Source organism: Fuerstiella marisgermanici (assembly GCF_001983935.1).
GTDB lineage: Bacteria > Planctomycetota > Planctomycetia > Planctomycetales > Planctomycetaceae > Fuerstiella > Fuerstiella marisgermanici.
In genome coordinates this window covers 5,008,782-5,028,118 of sequence record NZ_CP017641.1, presented here as the reverse complement: position 1 = coordinate 5,028,118, position 19,337 = coordinate 5,008,782, and the positions used below count along the sequence as shown (strand labels likewise).

Annotated in this window: 17 protein-coding genes, 1 tRNA gene and 1 other RNA gene; 3 read left to right on the top strand and 16 right to left on the bottom strand. The window is 56.2% G+C overall.

The features are described from left to right. The 10 genes from Fuma_RS18800 to flgB form a co-directional block, all read right to left on the bottom strand. The gene (locus Fuma_RS18800) at positions 1-270 is read right to left on the bottom strand and encodes a flagellar biosynthetic protein FliQ (protein ID WP_077025482.1); all 270 of its coding nucleotides are present in this window, start codon (positions 268-270) and stop codon (positions 1-3) included. Positions 271-281: 11 nt separating this feature from the next. Then, positions 282-1,079 (bottom strand): hypothetical protein, encoded by a 798-nt coding sequence (locus Fuma_RS18795; protein ID WP_077025481.1) that lies wholly within the window; start codon positions 1,077-1,079, stop codon positions 282-284. Continuing rightward, a complete protein-coding gene (locus tag Fuma_RS18790; RefSeq protein ID WP_077025480.1) occupies positions 1,076-1,564 on the bottom strand; it encodes a hypothetical protein in 489 nt (162 codons plus the stop codon). Before Fuma_RS18790 ends, Fuma_RS18795 begins: the two co-directional genes overlap by 4 nt. Before the next feature lie 7 nt (positions 1,565-1,571). After that, the gene (locus tag Fuma_RS18785) at positions 1,572-2,894 is read right to left on the bottom strand and encodes a FliI/YscN family ATPase (protein ID WP_077025479.1); all 1,323 of its coding nucleotides are present in this window, start codon (positions 2,892-2,894) and stop codon (positions 1,572-1,574) included. After that, a complete protein-coding gene (locus Fuma_RS18780) occupies positions 2,812-3,462 on the bottom strand; it encodes a FliH/SctL family protein (RefSeq protein ID WP_077025478.1) in 651 nt (216 codons plus the stop codon). Before Fuma_RS18780 ends, Fuma_RS18785 begins: the two co-directional genes overlap by 83 nt. 50 nt (positions 3,463-3,512) lie before the next feature. Continuing rightward, complete coding sequence (locus Fuma_RS18775; protein ID WP_077025477.1) at positions 3,513-4,472, bottom strand: FliG C-terminal domain-containing protein; 960 nt, start codon at positions 4,470-4,472, stop codon at positions 3,513-3,515. Positions 4,473-4,752: 280 nt separating this feature from the next. Further along, positions 4,753-6,309 carry a flagellar basal-body MS-ring/collar protein FliF gene (gene fliF, locus Fuma_RS18770; RefSeq protein ID WP_077025476.1) on the bottom strand — a complete coding sequence of 519 codons (1,557 nt, stop codon included), beginning with the start codon at positions 6,307-6,309 and terminating at the stop codon, positions 4,753-4,755. A gap of 141 nt (positions 6,310-6,450) precedes the next feature. Beyond that, positions 6,451-6,756, bottom strand: a complete 306-nt coding sequence (gene fliE / locus Fuma_RS18765) for a flagellar hook-basal body complex protein FliE (protein ID WP_077025475.1) — start codon at positions 6,754-6,756, stop codon at positions 6,451-6,453. 28 nt (positions 6,757-6,784) lie between these two features. Continuing rightward, on the bottom strand, positions 6,785-7,234 hold the full coding sequence (gene flgC / locus Fuma_RS18760) for a flagellar basal body rod protein FlgC (RefSeq protein ID WP_077025474.1): 450 nt from the start codon (positions 7,232-7,234) through the stop codon (positions 6,785-6,787). Between the two features lie 19 nt (positions 7,235-7,253). Further along, complete coding sequence (flgB, locus tag Fuma_RS18755) at positions 7,254-7,610, bottom strand: flagellar basal body rod protein FlgB (protein WP_077025473.1); 357 nt, start codon at positions 7,608-7,610, stop codon at positions 7,254-7,256. Between the two features lie 412 nt (positions 7,611-8,022). On the opposite strand from flgB, the gene Fuma_RS18750 reads away from it, so the two are divergent. Next, positions 8,023-9,645 (top strand): sensor domain-containing diguanylate cyclase, encoded by a 1,623-nt coding sequence (locus Fuma_RS18750; RefSeq protein ID WP_077025472.1) that lies wholly within the window; start codon positions 8,023-8,025, stop codon positions 9,643-9,645. Here the strand turns inward: Fuma_RS18750 and Fuma_RS18745 are convergent. From Fuma_RS18745 to Fuma_RS18735, 3 genes are all read right to left on the bottom strand, one after another. After that, positions 9,612-10,946 carry a DUF1501 domain-containing protein gene (locus Fuma_RS18745; RefSeq protein WP_077025471.1) on the bottom strand — a complete coding sequence of 445 codons (1,335 nt, stop codon included), beginning with the start codon at positions 10,944-10,946 and terminating at the stop codon, positions 9,612-9,614. The genes Fuma_RS18750 and Fuma_RS18745 overlap by 34 nt on opposite strands. A 4-nt stretch (positions 10,947-10,950) precedes the next feature. After that, positions 10,951-12,582, bottom strand: coding sequence for a DUF1553 domain-containing protein (locus Fuma_RS18740; RefSeq protein ID WP_077025470.1), 1,632 nt, complete (start codon positions 12,580-12,582; stop codon positions 10,951-10,953). 102 nt (positions 12,583-12,684) lie between these two features. After that, positions 12,685-13,719, bottom strand: coding sequence for a reverse transcriptase family protein (locus Fuma_RS18735; RefSeq protein ID WP_077025469.1), 1,035 nt, complete (start codon positions 13,717-13,719; stop codon positions 12,685-12,687). Positions 13,720-14,247: 528 nt separating this feature from the next. Between Fuma_RS18735 and xylB the strand changes: the two genes are divergently transcribed. After that, entirely contained in the window at positions 14,248-15,777 is a 1,530-nt protein-coding gene (xylB, locus tag Fuma_RS18725) for a xylulokinase (protein ID WP_077028407.1), read from the top strand. A gap of 307 nt (positions 15,778-16,084) precedes the next feature. Beyond that, positions 16,085-16,442: a transfer-messenger RNA gene (gene ssrA, locus Fuma_RS18715) on the top strand. Between the two features lie 282 nt (positions 16,443-16,724). On the opposite strand, the gene Fuma_RS18710 is transcribed toward ssrA, so the two are convergent. The 3 genes from Fuma_RS18710 to Fuma_RS18700 all read right to left on the bottom strand — a co-directional run bounded on the left by Fuma_RS18710 (position 16,725) and on the right by Fuma_RS18700 (position 19,297). Beyond that, positions 16,725-18,170 carry an ATP-binding protein gene (locus Fuma_RS18710; RefSeq protein ID WP_077025466.1) on the bottom strand — a complete coding sequence of 482 codons (1,446 nt, stop codon included), beginning with the start codon at positions 18,168-18,170 and terminating at the stop codon, positions 16,725-16,727. Positions 18,171-18,173: 3 nt separating this feature from the next. Beyond that, complete coding sequence (locus Fuma_RS18705; protein WP_077025465.1) at positions 18,174-18,692, bottom strand: hypothetical protein; 519 nt, start codon at positions 18,690-18,692, stop codon at positions 18,174-18,176. 530 nt (positions 18,693-19,222) lie between these two features. Further along, positions 19,223-19,297 (bottom strand) — tRNA-Pro (locus Fuma_RS18700). Between the last annotated feature and the right edge of the window lie 40 nt (positions 19,298-19,337).

Sequence of the window (19,337 nt, the reverse complement as noted above, 5' to 3'; positions counted from 1 at the left end):
TTAATGAGTCACCAGCGCCATGCGTTCCACCATTCTCATGGTGAAGGCAGACGTCAAAGTTAACATCCACGGCAATGCCAAAACGATGACCAATCCCACAGCCACGATGCGCGGTGCGAAGGAAAGTGTCTGCTCCTGCACGCTGGTGATCGTTTGGAAAATGCTCACCATCAGACCGACAAGCAGACTGATAAACACGGGCGGTCCCGCCAGCCACATTGCGGTGACGAGTAGGTCCCGGCCGATTTCCACGACTTCAAGAGTATCCATGTGTTTGTCCTCTACAGTCGAATTGGCTTCTTCAGTTCCAGAAATTTGGCCAGCAACTCGCTGTTCAGTTTTTCGTCCTTGATCGCATCAAGTATGGAAGACGCCTTACGCTCTTCCATTTTGGCAAGGATCTCAACGGCCATTTCCATCTTGCCGCCGTTCGCGTACTCCTTAATCACGGCAGAGGCGGATTCGGGACTCATCCCTTCAAACACGGCCACCATTTCTTTCACATTGGCTTCCCGGTTGACTTCCATGTTCGAACCGGGATCAGCACTTGGCTTCGAACCGGCTTTTTGCCGTTCCATTTCAATCTTCTGTTTTCGTTCTTCCACTTCCTTAAGCAGGGCAGCCGACTTCAGGCGTTCCTTCTGTGCTTGAGCCGCAAATTGTTCTGCTGCCATCCGCTGGTCTCTGGCCTGCGCGACCAGGCCTTCGACTTCGCGCTGTTCACCGGTGATGTCGGCCAGCACCATGCGATGCTGAGTTTCTGTGCGGCGCAGTGCTTCTTCTCGCTTGCGAATCGCGGCTTCGCGATCTTTAAGACCGAGGCCGTACTTAACGATTTCTTCGACGCTCATTTCACCTGGCCGCACTGCCACTGGCAGTTCAACGTCATTGGACGGTGGCAGCGGTTGAGTGACATCGACTTCTGCCGTCAGGTCTGCCGCTGATTCTGGCAGGGCGTCCGGAGTTTGTTTTGCGGCTGTCTCCTTGGCTGCTTCCTGTTGCCGCAGATATAAAGTTCCGCCAGCGGACAGGCCCAGTATCAGCAGACCGTAGATACCGATCATCAACAGTTTCTTCATCGTGCCACCTCAGTTTTCGACGTTTCGCGAGCCGCCGTTCGTTTCGTGGCATTACTCGCAAATCGGCGTCCGTTGTTTTCCTGTCGAACGTTCTCTTCGTCCACTAGTGTCTGCCGCCGGTGTTCCGCAAATTCTTTGGCTCGATGCTTGTGCGCGATTTGAACTTCAGACTTCGCGGCGGCCACTTCCTGAACCGCCTGAACCAATCGCTCGTCTGCCTGCTGGACCTCAACTTGCGCTGCCGCCAGTTTGTTCTGGGCGCGACGTGTTGTCGCCGAAAGTGCCTGAATCACGGCCGTGTTGCCTCGCGCCAGTTCTGTGGTCCCCTGCTGCAGCAAGTCTTCAATGTGCAGTGAAAGTTGATCGGCCTTTTGCGTTGCTGCGGCCTTCTCACCCTGGCGCACGGCGGCTGTGAGCCGGGCCAGTTGTTCGGCTTGCTGGCGGACGCGGCGCAGTGATTCGATTCGTGATTGAAAGCGTTTCATGATTTGGTCAGTCAAACGGCCATGCTTCGGCCAGTGATTTCAATTGTTGTTCTGTATCCTGCCATGATGTTTGTTCACCCACCTGCTGCTGAAGATACATCTTCACGGCAGGCATTAGCTGGATGGCTCGATCGACCTTCGGCGACGTCCCTTTCTGATAGGCACCGATCTGGATCAGATCCTCCATTTCGCGATAGGTGGCCATGATGTTTCTGACCTTGCCCGCGTACGTTTGGTGTTCGTTGCCGGTGATGTCGCGAAATAATCGGCTGATGCTTTCCAACGCGTCGACGGCCGGAAAGTGGCCTGCGGTCGCCAACTTTCTCGACAGCACAATGTGTCCATCCAAAATTGAACGAGCCGCATCGGCGATCGGTTCGTCCATGTCGTCTCCTTCCACAAGCACAGTAATCAGCCCGGTGATTGTTCCCGTACTACCGGCACCAAGTCGTTCCAGAACGTTGGCCATCAGCGACAGCACAGAAGGCGGATAGCCTCGACTGCCGGGCGGTTCGTCCAGTAGCAATCCAAGTTCTCGTTGAGCCATCGCGAGCCGCGTGACGCTGTCCAAAAAGAATAGCACGTCCTTGCCTTCGTCACGAAAACTTTCAGCGATGGTGACAGCCGTCAACACAGCTTTGATTCTGATCAGCGGCGTTTGATCCGAAGTTGCAACAACCACTACCGAGCGTTTCATTCCTTCAACGCCCAGGCAATCTTCGATAAAGGGCCGCACTTCCCGGCCACGTTCACCGACCAAGCATATTACGTTAACGTCTGCATTTGCGCCCTTCGCAATTTCCCCCATCAATGTGCTTTTCCCGACGCCACTGCCCGCAAACAATCCGATGCGTTGGCCTCGACCAATGCTGATCAATCCATCGATGACGCGCTGCCCGGTTGTCAGCGGTTGGCTGATGCGAACGCGTTCCATGGCGGCGGGAACGGTCGCCTCTTCGGAACGAGAGGCAAGGCAGCGAACCGGGCCTTTCCCGTCGACGGGGCGGCCGACACCATCGATCACTCGGCCCAATAGCTGGCGTCCGACCGGCACCGAACGGCGTCTCCCCATCGCCATGATTTCCAGGCCAGGACGCAGCCCTGTCTGGCTATCGAAGCACATTAATTGAGATTCACGATCATCAAATCCGACCACTTCTGCCGTAAGATCTTCACCGCTGGGCAACCGCAACCGACACGCCTCGCCAACCGAAGCCGGCAGCGATGCGCGCAACAGTCCTCGCGCGCTACGCAGTGTGCCGACGTTCCGGAAAGCGGCGGAATCCCCGGCCAGCCGGGTCATCTGCTCGACGTTCAGTCTGAGTGTCATTGAGGTTCTCCATCCAGATCCGGCGGATATCCGCCAGCCGGTCATCCATGTCCGTCATCAGTGTGCTGCGAGCCGATTCGGCTCGCACAATTCCCCGAGCCAGTTCTGCTTCCGGCAGAAACTCGACATCAGCATTCGCAAAGTCTTCCGCGTCTGAACTGCTGCGCAGGTGGTTCAGCAGTGCGGCGTCTTCGGGGTTTAAAAACACCCTTATCGGTTGTTCCTTGTGCAGCTTGTCGACCATCGCCGCCACCAGATCGTCGACCGCAAACATGTCGGCATCAATGGCAGCACCGACAATCCATGATGCCGCGACGACAGAAAGTTCGACCGTGGCCTGCTGCATTTCCGTGATCGACTGGCGGTGCTGTTGCTGAAGGTCTTCGACGGCGACACCGACTTCGTTCAACAGTTGCCGCATGTATTCCAGTTGTTGTTCCAGTTGAGCGGCCGCAGCGGCTTCCTCCTGCGGAGAAGCTTTCGGCTGCGGTGGGCCTGTCTTCGTGTCATAACATGCAGAAACTCGCACGACCGAAGGCGAGCGATTCAGCAGCAATTGAATTGACATTGTTACGCCTCCTTTCGTTTGTTGGTTAGGACTGAAAGACCCAGCCGCGGCTATTCACCTTCCTGATCAATCTTCGCAATAATTTCCGCGACGGCTTCACGTGCCGCCGTGACTTGTGCTTCCGGGACGCGAGTCTGGAATTGAAGTTCTTCTTCAATTGTCCCACGTGCTCGACGAGACAGGTTGCCGAGAATCGTGTCCAGAACATTCTGGTCGGCCTGAAACATGGCTGTTGTCAACGTTGTGCCGTCCACTTCGCCCAGAATCTGCTGCACGATGTGTGGCTCCAATCCTGCGATGTCGTCGAACCGATAGAGTTTCTTCAGCAGCGCGGCACTCAACTCTGCATCCTCTTCTTCGATTGCCGCCATCATGTCTTTGCGATACGACTTCGGCACTTCACGCATCACTTCACCCAGCCGATCCAGGTGGTCACGTCGATCGGGCGGATCCGCCGGCAGCGTGGCACCGCGCTGTACGGTGGCGCGAGCGATTCGTTCAACCAGGACCTGCGGGGCGTCCTGTTCTTTAGAAAGCTGTTTGGCCACGAGTTGACGGTGTTCTTCAGGAAAGTAACTCAACACATTGGCTGCCAATTCCGGCGGTACGTTGTTCAACAGGATGGCGACGGTCCGCGGTTGTTCGGATTCCAAAGCTCCAGCCAACTGAAAGATGCTTAGTCGCCCGAGGTCAACCATCGGGTCACCGGTCAGTCGGACCTCACCTTCCGGCTGTTTGGACTCGGCCTTGTGATCCGCTTCTTCGTCTTCGCCGGAAAAGACTTTCAGTCCTGCAGCCGGTTTGGCCTGCAACGCGAAGTCGAAGAACCATTCGAAATCCTTAAGCAGTTCGCGTTTCTGTCGCAGCTTGAGTTGTTTGGCTTCCGGGCTTTCCATTTGAGTCCGAATCGACTTCGCCAGTTCCGGGCGCAGGTGTGAGAGGACTGCCTGAGCGGTGTCTTCGCCCAGTAGTTTCAGCAGTTCCGCAGTTTGCGTTTGTCGGTCAGTCACGGATGTTCGGGTCTACGGGTTGTATCAGTGCTTGGGATGTTTGGTTAAATTGCTAAATAGGTCGTTGTGGAATTGGGCGCGAGGTGTGTGGTCCTGGTTGGAACGAGGAAAGATCGAACCTCCGGGGTTACCTTCGCTTTGCTAAGTCCAACACTGGCCACCCGACTCCAGCTGAGAGGCACTATGCCCTGCTAAACCGAAGCGAGAACCGGGAAGTGTTGCCTGCTGGTGGGCCAACAACAGCCGACACCACATTCCCGGAACTCGAATCTTCGATTGCTTACGCCGCCCGTTTGTCTCCTTGTTTCAGCTCGGCTTCCAGATCTTCTTCGTCTTCGCCCAACCACGCCGAAAGAATCTTCGCCGCCACTTCAGGGTTACTTTTTGCCTGTTCGGACAACGCGGCCATGTGTCGCACTTCATCCAGCGACAGTTGTTGTTCCGTCGCCGTTTCGGTGACGACCACTGGCTTCATTTTTCGCAGCAGCAGGAAGCCCATCAAAAACGCCATGGTGGCAATCAGGCCCATGCCAACCGTTTGAATCATTGGTTCGTATTCATTCCACATCGCCATCACGCCGGGGATTTCATCGGCTGGAAGACCTGAAGTCAGGTCGGCCGTCATCACCTGGATTTCGTCGCCGCGCACTTCGTCGAAACCGACCGCCTGTTTTACGATCGCCTCGATCTGAGCCGCATCAAAATTTGGCGTTGGCGCGGCGGCTGCGTCATCGGCGGCCGCAGGATCAGCGGCCGGAGGTGCGACGTCGACAATGGCGGCGATGGTTAGCCGGGTGATCTTTCCGGGAATGTCGCGGACGATTTCTTCTGTGCTGGCGTTGTCGTAGTCCGCTGAGATCAGTTCTTTTTTGTAGCTTACGCCTTCGTCGCCATCAAAGTTTGGCACCTGGATATTTGGGTTCACGCCGACTTCTCCATTGGGAGTCACGCCGCCCGTCTGAGAAACCGTTTCGATCGTCTCCGTTCGTTTGACCTTGCTGTCCGGGTCGAGTTTTCGATCTGTACGTGTGGTTTCGCGGAAGTCGATATCGGCAGAGACTCGCACAACCGCCTTGCCGTGTCCCAGCAGCATGCCCAGCATGGATTCCGCTTTGGACGCCAGCCGCAACTCTACTCGTTGCTGATAATCAAACTGACCATCCATCGTGGAACCGATACCGTCCGCCGCATTGAATTGCCGTCCGGCTGTGTCCATTAACGTGATTTTGTCTGGTGCAAGACCTTCGACCGCTCGCGCAACTGTGGAAATGATTCCTTCAGCGACTGCCATCGTGATCGATCCCGCAGACGTCGGGTCGACGATGATGCTGGCTGTGGATGGCGTTTGTTCATTCACAAACGGCGATGGACTTGGCTGGCTGATATGCACGGTGGCCGATCGAACGCCATGGATTCTGCTCAGCGTTTGAGCGATTCGAGTCTCCAGTTGCCGACGTCGGCGTTCGTCTTCTTCGCGTGGCGAGCCGGGAAACGCGCCCGACATACCGGCTCCGTCATCGACGGTTGGCTCCCAGACATCCTGCAAAGCGACTCGAGCGACGTTCAGGCTGCTGCGGGGGACAGAGATGGCGGATCCGGAATAGTTCAGTTCGTAAGTGATCTGCTCAGATTCCAGAATCGCAATGAACTCGGCCGCGCGCTGAGGCGTCAGTTGATTGACGAGGGCCACATAATCCGGGCGTGTGGCCCAGAACATCGTGCCCACGATACCGGCGACGCACGCGACGGTTGCCGCGCTGATGCCGACTCGCTGAGCAATCGTCCAGCGACCCCACAGGTCCTTCAGTTGTTCGATGAGTGTTTTTAAAAATGCCATGTTGTTGCCCTCAATGAGGGATCTTCTTTCGGTGACTGTGGTTCACACGGTCGGAGAGACAATTCTGTTTTCACGTGGCCGAGTTTCCCCGAGACTCGTTCCAGCGTCTCAGGGAGACACTGCTACATGTTTGAAATCAGATTACATCTGCATCCGCATGATTTCCTGGTACGACGATATCAGTCTGTCTCGCACTTCCATCACCAGGCGAAAGGCCAGGTCGGCTTGTGACGCTGTTAAGACCACGTCGTGCAGGCTGTCTGTTTCTCCGGTGACCAGTTGCGTCACACTTTCTTCGACCTGAGCCTGTTGGTTGTTTGTGTCCTGCAACAGGCCCTTCACCAGATCTGCAAACGGCATCGCGGCGCCGGACTTCCCGGCGCTCGTCGTGAGACCGCCAGGAAGGCTGCCGCCGACCGATCCGATTGAAGAAATGGGTGTTGTCATTGTTAATCTGAAACTTCAGATCGCGTCCTTACCTCAGCCCCTGCAGCAGAGCCAGGGCTTGTTCGGCCATCTGCTTGAATGTTTCCATCGCCTTTAAGTTCGCTTCGTACGCTCGACTGGACGTCACAAGATCCACCATTTCGTGTGGCAGAGTTACGTTGGGCATTGCCACATAGCCGTCTTCATTGGCGTCCGGGTGTCCCGGGTCGTAGATCAACGGCAAAGGAGAATCGTCAGACGTGACTCCGATGACTTTCACGCCGCCCAGTTGTTTGTCTCCGTCGATCATGCCACTCTGAGCGAAGTGATCCATCACCGACGAAAAGCTAACTCGCTGACGACGATATGGCCCACCTTCCGGCGTGCGTGTGGTATGAGCGTTCGCGATGTTGTTGGCGGCGACTTCCATTCGCAGTCGTTCGCCGCTTAAGCCGGACGAACTGATCTGCATCCCGGAGAGGATTTTTTCCAGTGACATACGGCTTCTCCCTTTTCTGTTAGCCTTCCATCGCTCGCTTCATTTGATTCATTTCGGTGCCCATCAACTGCAGGTAAACCTGTTGCAGCAGTGCGTTTTTCCCGAGGGCTCCGATTTCCTTATCGATATCCACGTTGTTTCCGTCGGATCGAGTCGGCAGGCCCTGAGTCTGAATGACAGACGCTTCTGCCGGACTGCCAATTGATCGATCACCACGCCTGATTTCAGCGGCCAGAGCGGATTCGAAATCCAGATCCAGCCGCCGATAGTTTGGCGTATTGACGTTGGCGATATTGTGACTGATCACCTGCTGCCGCTGCTCTGAAGCAGAGACCAGGCGAGTCAACAGGTCGAAGTGATTGTTGAAGAGTGACATGTAGTCTGAATCGGTATCCGGCGCGCGACCGGTGCAACCAATACAACCCGCAAAGTCTTCCAGCCGCCCGAAGGGTCTTGCCGGCGAAGGTTTCTTCGCACGCGCTGAGGAAAATCCCTCATTCGGGCTTTGGCGAGCTGAATCCGCGTACGGGGTTCCTCTTATTTTCTGTCTTTTTTGCACCTGCTGTACCGAATTTCGCGGATAGCGAACCCCTCCCACGGTGCGGTTGAGCCGTCATTGACAGGCGTATTTGCGGAAATCCGTAGGAATACCCTGCCAGAAAAGCAAGTGCGGACAGGCCCGCTTCGATATGCCTGCAGACGGAAGGCGGTGTGAGTCTGTCGACCTCCGGTGAAATGGGCACCAGATCGCTGCGGCACCACGCTTTCGCGGATCGAACGGAAACTTCATGTTGAAATCAACAAAAAAACTTTCGCGTCTTCCAACGCTACCCACCATCGCCATGGAGATATTGCGAGTGTTTGGCGATCCGGATGCGCCAATCCAGCGAATCTCTGAACTGGTTCAGACGGACCCCGCTCTGGCAAGCAAAATTCTGAAGGCGGCCAACTCAAGTCGCTTCGGACTGCCCCGCGAGGTGGCTGACGTTCGTCAGGCCATTACGCTGATGGGGAAAGCAAAGATTACGCCGTTGGTGCTGGGCTTTTCGCTGGTGTCTGAATCGGTGGCGGACGGCGAGCAGGGGGAATTGTTCAAGAAGTTTTGGCTGAGATCTTTTGTGCGAGCGACCGCCGCAGAAGTACTCGGCTCGGTGCACGGTGCAGCCATTGCCGCTGAGTGCTTCACTCTGAATCTGTTGGCCGGCATCGGTCAACTGGGAATGATGAAGCAGGCACCGGAAGACTACATCGAATGTATGAAGCGCGTTCAGGCGGGCGACGTGTCAATTAGTGAGGCGGAACGAAGTGCGTTCGGGCTCACTCATCTGGAACTGTCGTCCAAAATGCTGACAGACTCCGGTATGCCGAAGCGGTTTGTCGAGGCCATCCAGGCGCTTGCGGAACCTGAGAAGTCGAACAATCTGACAGTAGAATCAAGCCGACTGTATGAAATCCTGACCACAGCCGCAGCATTCGCTCGGTACCTTTGTGATCACGACCGCGGCGTCGCACTGGTGGTGCTGAAGGAGCAACTTGACAACAGAGCAGCCGATTCGAACAGCATGGATGAACTGACCACAGCCGTGCGCACAAAGTTGCAAAATAGTGCTGCGCTGTTTGATATCGATACCAGCGTTATCCCGGAACCGGAAGCCCTGCTGAATGAGGCTCTGGAGCAGCTTTCGGAATTCACCGAAACGATGAACGATGCGAGTGAGCCATCGATTCCTGCGGAACTGGTGGCCGAAAACGGCTGGCTGAAACAACAGGTTCAATCGTTAGTGATCCAGACCAGCACGGACGCTCTGACCGGTGTTGCTAATCGTTCGTATTTCGATCGTCGACTGGATGAAATGAATAAGCACTGCCTGCGCAGTGGAATTATTTATGGCGTCGCTGTTGTGGACATCGACCACTTCAAAGAAGTCAACGACACATACGGACATCAGGCGGGCGACGAAGTTTTAAAGTGCGTGGCCGACTGCCTGCGAAACGCGACTCGGTCAAACGAAACGCTGGCTCGCTACGGCGGGGAAGAATTCGTGGTGCTGCTGGACAATATTCCCGAACAGGGCATGTACATTTGCGGAGAACGCCTGCGGACCGCCGTCGAAGCGATGAAATTCGAATTCAACGGGACCCCGATTCCGATCACGGTCAGTATCGGTCTGGCGAACGGTTTGCCGTCCGGCGAGAGCTTTGGTGAAACGCTTTTCGGACTGGCCGATGCCGCTTTGTATCAAGCCAAACAGTCGGGCCGGAATTGTGTTGTGGTCGACTACTTCAGCCAAAGCGGCGGACGTCCAACTCGCAACTCCACTTGTGCCCTGCGTTCCGCTGCCACCATCAGTGACGACGAAGTTGTGCCCACCTATTCTTACAGCAGCCCTTCAATCGAACTCGAACCATGATCCGCCAGCGGAATCGGACGTCCGACGTTGCTGAGGTTCGTTGTTTCGTGATCGATTTCCAACGCGTTACAAATCGTGGCCATTAGCGTTTGCACAATCACCGGATTTTCGGAGACCTCTGTCCCGTCAACAGATGTTGCTCCATACGCCTGGCCCGTCTTCACACCCGCTCCCCCCAGCACAGTGCTCCAGCTTTTCGGCCAGTGGTCTCGCCCGGTGTTTTCGTTGATTGCCGGTGTCCGGCCAAATTCGCCCATCCAGATCACCAGCGTGTCTTCCAACAGCCCGCGTTGGCTGAGGTCGTTCATTAGCGTTGCGTACGCCGGGTCGAGAACGCCGCAAAGATTTTTCACCGCATCGAAGTTGTCCTGGTGAGTGTCCCAGCCCGCACCACCGCCAGCTCCATCTGCGCCGCTGAGATTGACTTCGACAAAGGACACGCCGTTTTCGATTAATCGACGAGCGAGCAGGCAGCCCTGTCCGAAGGGGTTACGTCCGTAAGCGTCTCGCAGAGTGTCGTCTTCGCTGTCCAGATTGAAAGCTCCTACCGCTGCCGAATTCATCATGCGAACCGCTTGCTGATACGATTCGACATGACTTCTTCCTGGAGCGCCGGGGCGATCCTTCAGGAAGTCGTGCTCCAGCGACGCCAGCATCTGCATCCTCGCGTCGGCTTGAGCGGATGTGACATTGCGCGGTGGCTTGAGGTTACTCACTTCAAACGAAACGTCACGATTGTCTTCGTCGCCCGTCATGGAAGAATTGACAACCAACGGCGACCACGACGGTCCCAGAAATCCGGGCCCGTAAGCGGCCGGACTAAAGGCTCGGAACGGATTCACGCTGACGAATGACGGCAGGTCGCAGCTTCTGTCGATCAGTTCCTTACTCAGAAAGGAGCCCAGCGTGGGATAACGAATCGGCCCCTGCGGAAGGTAGCCCGTGTGCATGAAGTTGGTTGCTCGAGTATGGTCGCCTTCTTTTGTTGACATGGACCGAATTGGAGCGAGGTGCTGCATCACCTTCGCGACCTGCGGCAGATTTTCGCTGATTCGAATACCGGGGACGCTGGTGTCGATGGCTTTTGTGGGACCACCGTTTTCATGATCCGGTTTGGGATCGAAGGTCTCCATCTGGCTCGGTCCGCCGGACATCCACAGCAGGATGCACTTGCGTGAGGTCGGCTTCGAAGCCTGCGCCGCGCGAGCTGCCATCGAAGGCAGCCAACCGGAAGCGGCGGCTCCCAGCAGGCTGAGGCCAGAGAACTTTGCAAATTGGCGTCTGGTGCTGTGCGTGTTCATGGCATTAGTGATTCAGTAAAAACTCGCTGCTATTCAACAACACCCAGAAAACATCGGCCATGGCAGCCCGTTCGTCGTTTTCAACGCCGCCGGACTTTAGGTAATCGCCAAACCGTTGTTGCTCCGCTGCCGTCGGTGATCGACTTAGCGCGGCCAGGAAAAGCGTGTTCAGCTTTTCTTCACGAGTCATCGCGGGGAAATCGACAACGGCTTTCAGAGTGCGGCTGTCTTCGAGGCTGGTTGCGTTGTCGATGAATTCGCCATTCATCATGGCCAACGCCTGCAGAATTGTGGTCTCACGTTCCAGCGGCGATTCGGCGCTGCCGCGGAACAGGTCCACGAATCGTGCGCGCGGTGAGTTGGTGTCGACGACGAATGGATTGTCGCTGCGAAACGGTTGGTAGAAACCAACGGCTTCAGCAAGACTGTCAAAAAATTGCTCCGGCGTCAGCCCACGCAAAACGGCTCGCGCGAAATGAGCTGGTTCGGTTTGTGATTCATGAGTTTGCCGACCGGACAGCTGGTACGCCTGTGTAGCCGCGATCACTCGAACCAGCCGCTTCAGGTCATAGTCGTGCGCTACGAAGTCGTCGGCCAATAGTTGCAGAACTTCCGGATGCGATGGCGGATTGTTATCGGAAAAGTCGTCGACAGGATCGACAATGCCTCGTCCGAAAAACTGAGCCCACACCCGGTTTACGGCCATCTTTGCGAACCAGGGATTGTTTTCATCAACAATCCAGTCCGCCAGAATCTGTCGTGGCGACCGATCGCCCTGCTGTTCCCACTCCGGCTGTGTGCCCGTCAGAAAAACGGCGGGAATCATTGCATCCGCACCCGCCATTTTGATGCTGCGCGACGCTGTCTGCTCAGTGATGTTCATCATGGCCGGGTTAGCCTCATCTTCGTCTTCGGGGCGGCTAAAGCCCGAATAGAAAGCGGCCATGTTCCAGAACTGCTGCTGCGTCCACATGTCGAACGGGTGGTCGTGGCACTGAGCGCAATCGAGTCGCACGCCAAGAAACGCTCGAGCCGTGCCCGCCGCCAGATTCTCCGGCTTCAATTCTCTGACGGCAAAGAAAGCGTCCGGGCTGGTGGTGCTGGCCAGGGCCGGGCCGTTGTTGAGGTTCAATTCAGACGCGATGATCGACCGAACAATGGTGTCGTATGAACTGCCCTTGGCGATGTGTTCCCACAACCACGCATCGAACCCGGGAATGAGGGATCGAAACTGTGGCTGGCTGGTGGCCTGCGGGATCAACGCGTTTCGTAAAACGGTGGTGAAGTGCCGGACAAAGCCGGGGCTGCTGAGTAGCTGTTCGACAACCGCCAAACGCTTGTTGGGCGATTTATCCGCCAGGAATTCGCGAGCTTCTGAGACGGCGGGGATCCGACCTGCCAGATCAAGATACAGTCGACGAATGAATTCTTCGTCGGTCGCCGGGGCGGCGGGCGTCACAATTTCTGCCTGCCACGATTGCTGCAAAATGCCGTCAACAAGCTGAGCGACTGCCTGAACGGAGTCATCGGTCGCCGGCGTCGACTCGCCAGTGCGTTCGTCCGCAACCGAGGCCCGAAGCACCGTCAGGAGGCCGCAGCAAAGCAGAATGGCAAAATGAGGTGGGCGCCGTCGCACGAGTCACGTATTCCTACTAAGAAAAACCGGGAGGTCACCGTCCAACTCACAGGATCACGAACACAGCTCGATTTGTCCAGAAATGTTTCGAATTCCGACCGACTAACCCTCATCTCGCTGTTCTTGGACCATGCTACAAAACGATTCCCAGCCCTTAAGCTGAGCGGCCGTTAACGAGGCTTCGCCGCCATTTTCGATACGGTGACGCACGGCCCTCAGCCAGCGGCGTTTAGATCGTGGCAGCGCCACTTGTTCATTCACGACCAGGCCCAGCACCTGTTGCCGCTGATGACGACGCAGGACTTTTCTTTTTTTGCCGCCGTGTAACGTGTAGCCGTAGCTTTTCACAATCCGCCGAGCAGCCTGAATGATGCCTCGCAGCTTGCGACCGCGATCAAAGTTGAACGACAGAGTGATGTCATCTGCGTACCGTGTGTATGCGCCGCCGTACTGTTTTGCCAGGCGCAACAGGCCTTCATCCAGTGGCGAGTTGATCAGGTTGCTCAATCGCGGACTGGTGGGAGCTCCCTGCGGCAGGTGCCCGTCGTTCGTGGTCAGTCGAGTGAGGACTTCGGCTGCGCCAGGCTGCCAGCCAATCGCAATAAACCAGTTTTGCACGCGGTCTGCCGATGTGGATTCGAAGAAGCGACGGATATCCAGTCTGATCACGGCCGCTCGGTTTTGGTGCGGCAACGCGGCGTCGACGATCGACGTGTCTTCTTCAAAACCGCAGGCGAGTGGGTGTGCGTTCAGTGTTGCGAGAAGCCGTCGCAAAATACATCGTTGCAACGCCTTGGTGTCGTCGTCCGGAATTTCCAGGCGGCGAGTACCGCCCGATGGTTTGGCGATCTTTGCAATGCGGTAAGTCGGTTCGGCTGCGAGCAGTTGCTGTTCGGGAACGTCCAGCCGTCGGGCCAGCTCGGCAAGGTCGAAACGGGCGGCGTAGCCGGGTTGCTTTTTCGACTTCTTTGTTTGCGCTGAAGGCTGAGCGGTGCGCTCCTGGGCAAGTGGGCCGGGCGAGTCGTTCGGCCAGTCGGAATCGAACGAAGAATCCCGCTTCCGCCCCAGCCTTAGACCGATCAGGACCGCCACGACAGCGGCCACGGACAAGCCGATCAGGAAGGGAACAGAGACCATGAGAGCAGTTTGCCTTTTGTTGTGGACGGTTCGGGCTCAGGGGAAACAGCCTTCATCGTCTGAAACGCTTGTTCCACGGCCACAAGTCAGCGAGATTCGCTGTAGAGCCTATTCTCGCCATTCTGAATGCAACCTTTTCGTAGTCCAATTGTCATGCGATCGGATCACTCGAAGGTTCGGCTCTTGAAACGGTAACCCTGTGACCAATCATATTGCGATGCAGTTAAGTCAGGCTTTTTGTCACAGTCTGCCTCTGGCTGACGAAGACGAAAAAAGCGAGGCCGAAGCCTCGCCAGTCCTGCCCAACGATCGAAGATCGTTGCCGCAAAGTATGTGGACACACATGATGTCCCGGCTGACGAATCATCAGCCCGTGCCGAAGCACCACCAAGACCGCCTACAGGATCTCAGAGCGTTGCGAAAAAAGCAAGACGAACGGTTTGGTGTTGCTGGCCGGTCATGAAGGCTACACTTCAACGCTTCGGACACACGGTGGCACACAACCAACCTTTCACAAATACAGCAACCATGACTGCATTTCTTGGCATCGACATTGGCACCAGTGGCACCAAAACGCTGGCCATGCAGGAAGACGGCACCATCCTGGCGTCGACGACTTTCGAATATCCGCTCTCCAGCCCCAAACCCGGCTGGTCCGAACAGGCACCGGAAGACTGGTGGGACGCCTCTGTCAAGAGCGTTCGAAAAGTTATGAAGTTGGCTAAGCTGAAGCCAGCGGATATCGGTGGTATCGGCCTCAGCGGTCAAATGCATGGCAGCGTGTTTCTGGACAAGTCTGGCGACGTGATCCGACCAGCTCTGCTGTGGAACGATCAGCGCACCGCGGCCGAATGCGATGAAATCGAACAGAAAGCGGGGGGCCGCAAAAAGCTGATCGGGATGGTCGCCAACCCGGCTCTTACCGGTTTCACCGCTCCCAAAATTCTGTGGTTGCGAAACAACGAAAAGAAGAATTTCGACAAAACCGTCCAGGTTCTGCTGCCCAAAGACTACGTCCGATTCCGCCTTACCGGCGACTTTGCCACTGAGGTCAGCGACGCCTCGGGAACTCTGCTGCTGGATGTCGTCAACCGCAAGTGGTCAAAGCCGCTGCTCGGCAAGCTGGACCTGGCCGCGGACCTGCTGCCGAAGATGTACGAATCAGAAGATGTCACCGGCGGGCTATCGGCTTCAGCTGCTAAGGCACTGGGACTGAACGCTGGCACGCCGGTGGTCGGTGGCGGCGGCGATCAGGCGGCTGGAGCGATCGGTAACGGAATCGTTCGCAAGGGCGTAGTGTCTGCGACCATGGGCACCAGCGGAGTTGTGTTTGCTCACAGCGACGAAGTGCAGGTGGATCCAGAAGGCCGTTTGCACACGTTTTGCCATGCCGTCCGAGGCAAGTGGCATGTCATGGGCTGCGTGCTTTCGGCTGGAGGCAGTTTGCAATGGTTCCGCAACCAACTGTGCCAGTCAGAAATTGCCGCTGCGAAAAAGCAGAAAATTGATCCTTACGAACTCATCACTCAACAGGCAGCCGAATCGCCCGCAGGTTCGGAAGGCTTGTTCTTTCTGCCGTACCTCACCGGTGAACGCACGCCCCACGCCGATCCAAACGCGCGAGGAAGCTGGGTTGGTCTTAGTCTGCGTCACGGCAAGGGCCACATGGCTCGTTCGGTCATGGAAGGGGCGACTTACGCGATGCGCGATTCGTTGGAGATTGCGAAGTCGATGGATATCCCGGTCAAGGAAATCCGCTTGTCGGGTGGTGGAGCTCGCAGCCAGTTTTGGCGACAGCTTCAGGCGGACATCTACGGTCAGCCCGTCGTCACCATCAACGCTGAGGAAGGTCCGGCTTACGGAGTCGCTTTGCTGGCCGCCGCCGGCACCGGTGCGTACAAAGACGTGGTAGAAGCCTGCAAGGCCACGATTTCAGTTGTCACGAAAACGCCAGCGGTGGCTGCAGCCAAAAAGACTTACAACGCCGGATATCCCGTGTACCAGCAGTTGTACCGCAGCCTGAAAGACGACTTCGCAGCGATTCAGAAGTTGGTGTGAAGGTTGAGCGACACGCTCCGGCTGGCAATTTTCGCGATGGTGGAAACAGTGTCGGCGAGGGTCTCCTCTCTCGTGTGATTTTTTTCTGGCAGAAGCGGAAAGCCGTCAGACAAGCGGGCGGACTTGGCGTCCCCCATTGCCCTTTTGAGTCCCAAGCTTGCGGCCACGGGGGGCGGCCCACTTTCGTGTTGCAGATTTCTGTGCTGTAGAATAATTCCGGCCTGAACCTCGCCTCAGACAACGTGTCGGGCTATAGTAGGAGTAGCGGCGTGAGTGCGATTTCGCACGAATTGCCGACCAACCTGACGGGGGCGATCGGATTTGACTGGGTCATCGTCGATCAGGGTGGCGTGTCGTGGTTGATCAGTTGGCCACGTAAAAAGCTGATCACACAATAACTGCTAATCCGCAGTACTCTCTGGCTGCCTAGTAATAGGCGTCACTGAACAAGGAATCCCCGTCTGAGGAGTCCGAAGTTCAGTTGCAAATTCAGACTGGCACTTGCCCATTGATCGCTACGGCAAGTGTGAGACAAGTTGTGATCTAGTGACGGACGGTTTTGTCTGTTGAGCCACGTCGTCGCGAATTCAATCATCAGACTACACACGTAGAAGCTCTGGTTAAGAGTCCACAGGACGGGGGTTCGATTCCCCCCGCCTCCATATTCAAAAAGGCCGTTTTCCAACTCGGAAAGCGGCCTTTTTCTATGGCTGCTCAGCACTTTGCGTCTCGCATTTTCGCCATCGCGGGCGAGTATTCTGCTCGCACCTGATCGGGGCGTCTACTCGCGGGATTATGGTTAGAAATAACGGGTGACCTTGTCGCGATGGCCGCGTTCATGGCCCGTTTGTGACCCCTTTGGCGATGGCTGCCTGGCCCGTTAAGAATGCACCTTTCCCTGTGAAAATGCTCGGTTTTCGCCTTTTGAGGCCCCATTCTGGCCCGTTTTACTCCCTCAACTGTGCCCAGTCGTGGCCCCTTTGCGTCAGGCGATAGTGAACACCTTTCCCAGTTGTTCCTATTTTTTCCAGCAAGCCACTGTCGACCATTTCCGCAAGGTCCCGACCGGCAGTCCGTTTGGCAACATTGAACTGTGTCTGAAACTCGGAGTTGTTAATTTGCTTGTGCCGAAAAACGTATTCCATCACTTCCTGCTGCCGTTCTGATAACTCGATTTTGCTGAGCGACGATTCAAGCCGTTCGATCGTCAAAACGAACTCTGTGTTGTCGTGGTAGAATGACGGTTCAGCTAAGCCCGCTTCTCGGCATCGACGGTAGATGTCCGCCGTCCCAGTGCCCAGCTGTTCGATGTATTTGGCATAGAACAGAGGGTTCGCGATCAGCTTATTTCGAGGAAATGAGGCGTGCTCAACTTTTAGCTGATCGATGGTTAACTCCGCAGGAAGGCGACCTGGATTTCTGATCTCGATCCGATCAGAGAACACGGCAACCTGAACAGCGCCGGCAGAGGTGTAGTCACGGTGTGCGACCGCATTCACAATCCCTTCCGCGACGACTTCTCGCGGTACAGAGTAACTGACCGGGGCCGAATTACCGTCCGCCCGCGTTCCCACAGAGCGGGCAAGTTTGGACATGACGAAATCCAGTGCACTATCGATTTGTGCGAACAGGTCATCACGAAAAACCTTGTAGTCCGGAATCGGTTTTTGAACGGAGGTTCCGTGGTGGTGGGCGCATTTGATTTCAGCGACAGGCACGAACTTCTGCGGCTGTTCAGCAAAAAGCAACACGGCTGCATTTGTGGGGGTGCCATCGGCCAGTTGGTTCAGGTGTGTGAGTGTATTTTCGGCAGTCGTGTCGGTGCCAAGAGGGAACCCGCGTTCGCTGCGAGCGCGGGACAGAAACCAGTCGATGCGTTTGTCTGAGATGTCGTCAAGCGTCGCTCCCTGACACGGACGCTTGTCGAATGGGGACGTCGTTAACAGCCCTTTGCGACCCAGGTAATCGACAAGGCTATGGTAAATCGCGGCCAACAGCCCTTCGATGTCCGGCACTCGGCGACGAATGAGTTGGTCGCCGGCCTCATTGACAAGAGCTTTCATCTTTGCGTTTTGTTCGCCGTCCAGATCAACAAGGTAGATCAACCGCTCGACGCCGTTTACGGTGGCGGCATTGAATTCGCGGTGAGTCGGTGAACGTCCATTTTCGTCTTCCCAGCCGTACTCGTTGGCGAACAGTCCCAGGTAGATGTCGGTCCTGGCGACTTCGTCCAGATAGACATCATCAGCTCGACGATCAGCCGCAGGCAGCTTCTCAAACTGGAAAACAGTGAAGAACTGCGACAGCAACGGATCAGAATTGACGTACTGACTGACCGCATCCCGGAATTCCTGCAGTTCCTTCTGCACGCTGCTGATGAAGATTTGCCGCATGGTCTAACCCCACACAACGTAATCGAGGTTCACACGGTTGTTGCATTCCACGCACACCGGATTGCCAGCGCTGACGGTTCCTCGTTCGCAGTGTGGACATATGCCGGAATCAAGAAGGATCTTCACTTCCCTGCCAAGTTGCAGTCCACATCCGGGGCACTTGGGATTGCGCTGTTTGAATCTCCACTCAGCCCAACACTGCGGGCAATAATCGTTAGGCACAACAACGACATCGCCAAAGACAACGTAGTCCTGCGGCGTGGAATCGCCCCAGACCTGCTGAGGTTCTGTTCCGTCAAACGAGGTCATTCCCGTCTGCAACAGTGGCAGAGTCAAACCTTCCGGATCTGTAATCCGAAGGCTGATATCCAATGACGCACTGAATTCGCCAGGCAAACAACCACAGATCTCGGCCAGTTTCGCTTTCAGCACTGCCAACTGGTCGCCGTCGATAAGCTCACCGATCTGATCAGCCACGTCATCAATTAGCGGGTCGACCTGTTCGTAAAGTTCGCTGTCCATCGCATTCCTTCGTTTAGCGCAACTGCTGGGACCTCTTTCGATTGCCTCAGCCACCGCTGAAACTGTATTCGATGTCGCGAATCAATTGCAGCCGCTACCACGTTTCCTCGACGGACTCAGCTTCGCTGGGCTTCAAACTGCAGCCGTGCGTTGAAGGCCGGCCGTGTGGCAGTGACGAACCGAGGAAGCACCGCATCGCGCTGCGCACCCAGCGCTGAGCCCAGCTGCACAGGTCAGACAAACCCCAGAGACGCGGAGGCTCGCAGAAACTTTAACTCAAACGCTTTGCCGTCGCCGCAGCGGCTCTGACTATCCGATCCTGAATCACGAAGTGCCGATCACAGCGGCCACGGCAATCGGGTTCAGTGTCTCCACGCAATTGACGACCCGTGAACTCGACAGGCATCGCAACCGACCTGACGGGCTGTTTTGTGCGGTTCGATTCTCGGGGCGGCCTCCAAGTTAATCGCGAGCACAGAATTCGCGCACGAAAAAACGCTGATGACGCGAATCATCAGCGTTTTTCTGAGTCGGGGCGACATGATTCGAACATGCGACCTCCTGCTCCCAAAGCAGGCGCTCTAGCCAGGCTGAGCTACGCCCCGATTGGCGGTTTTTGTCCCGCCTCATTTCGACACGTTGCCT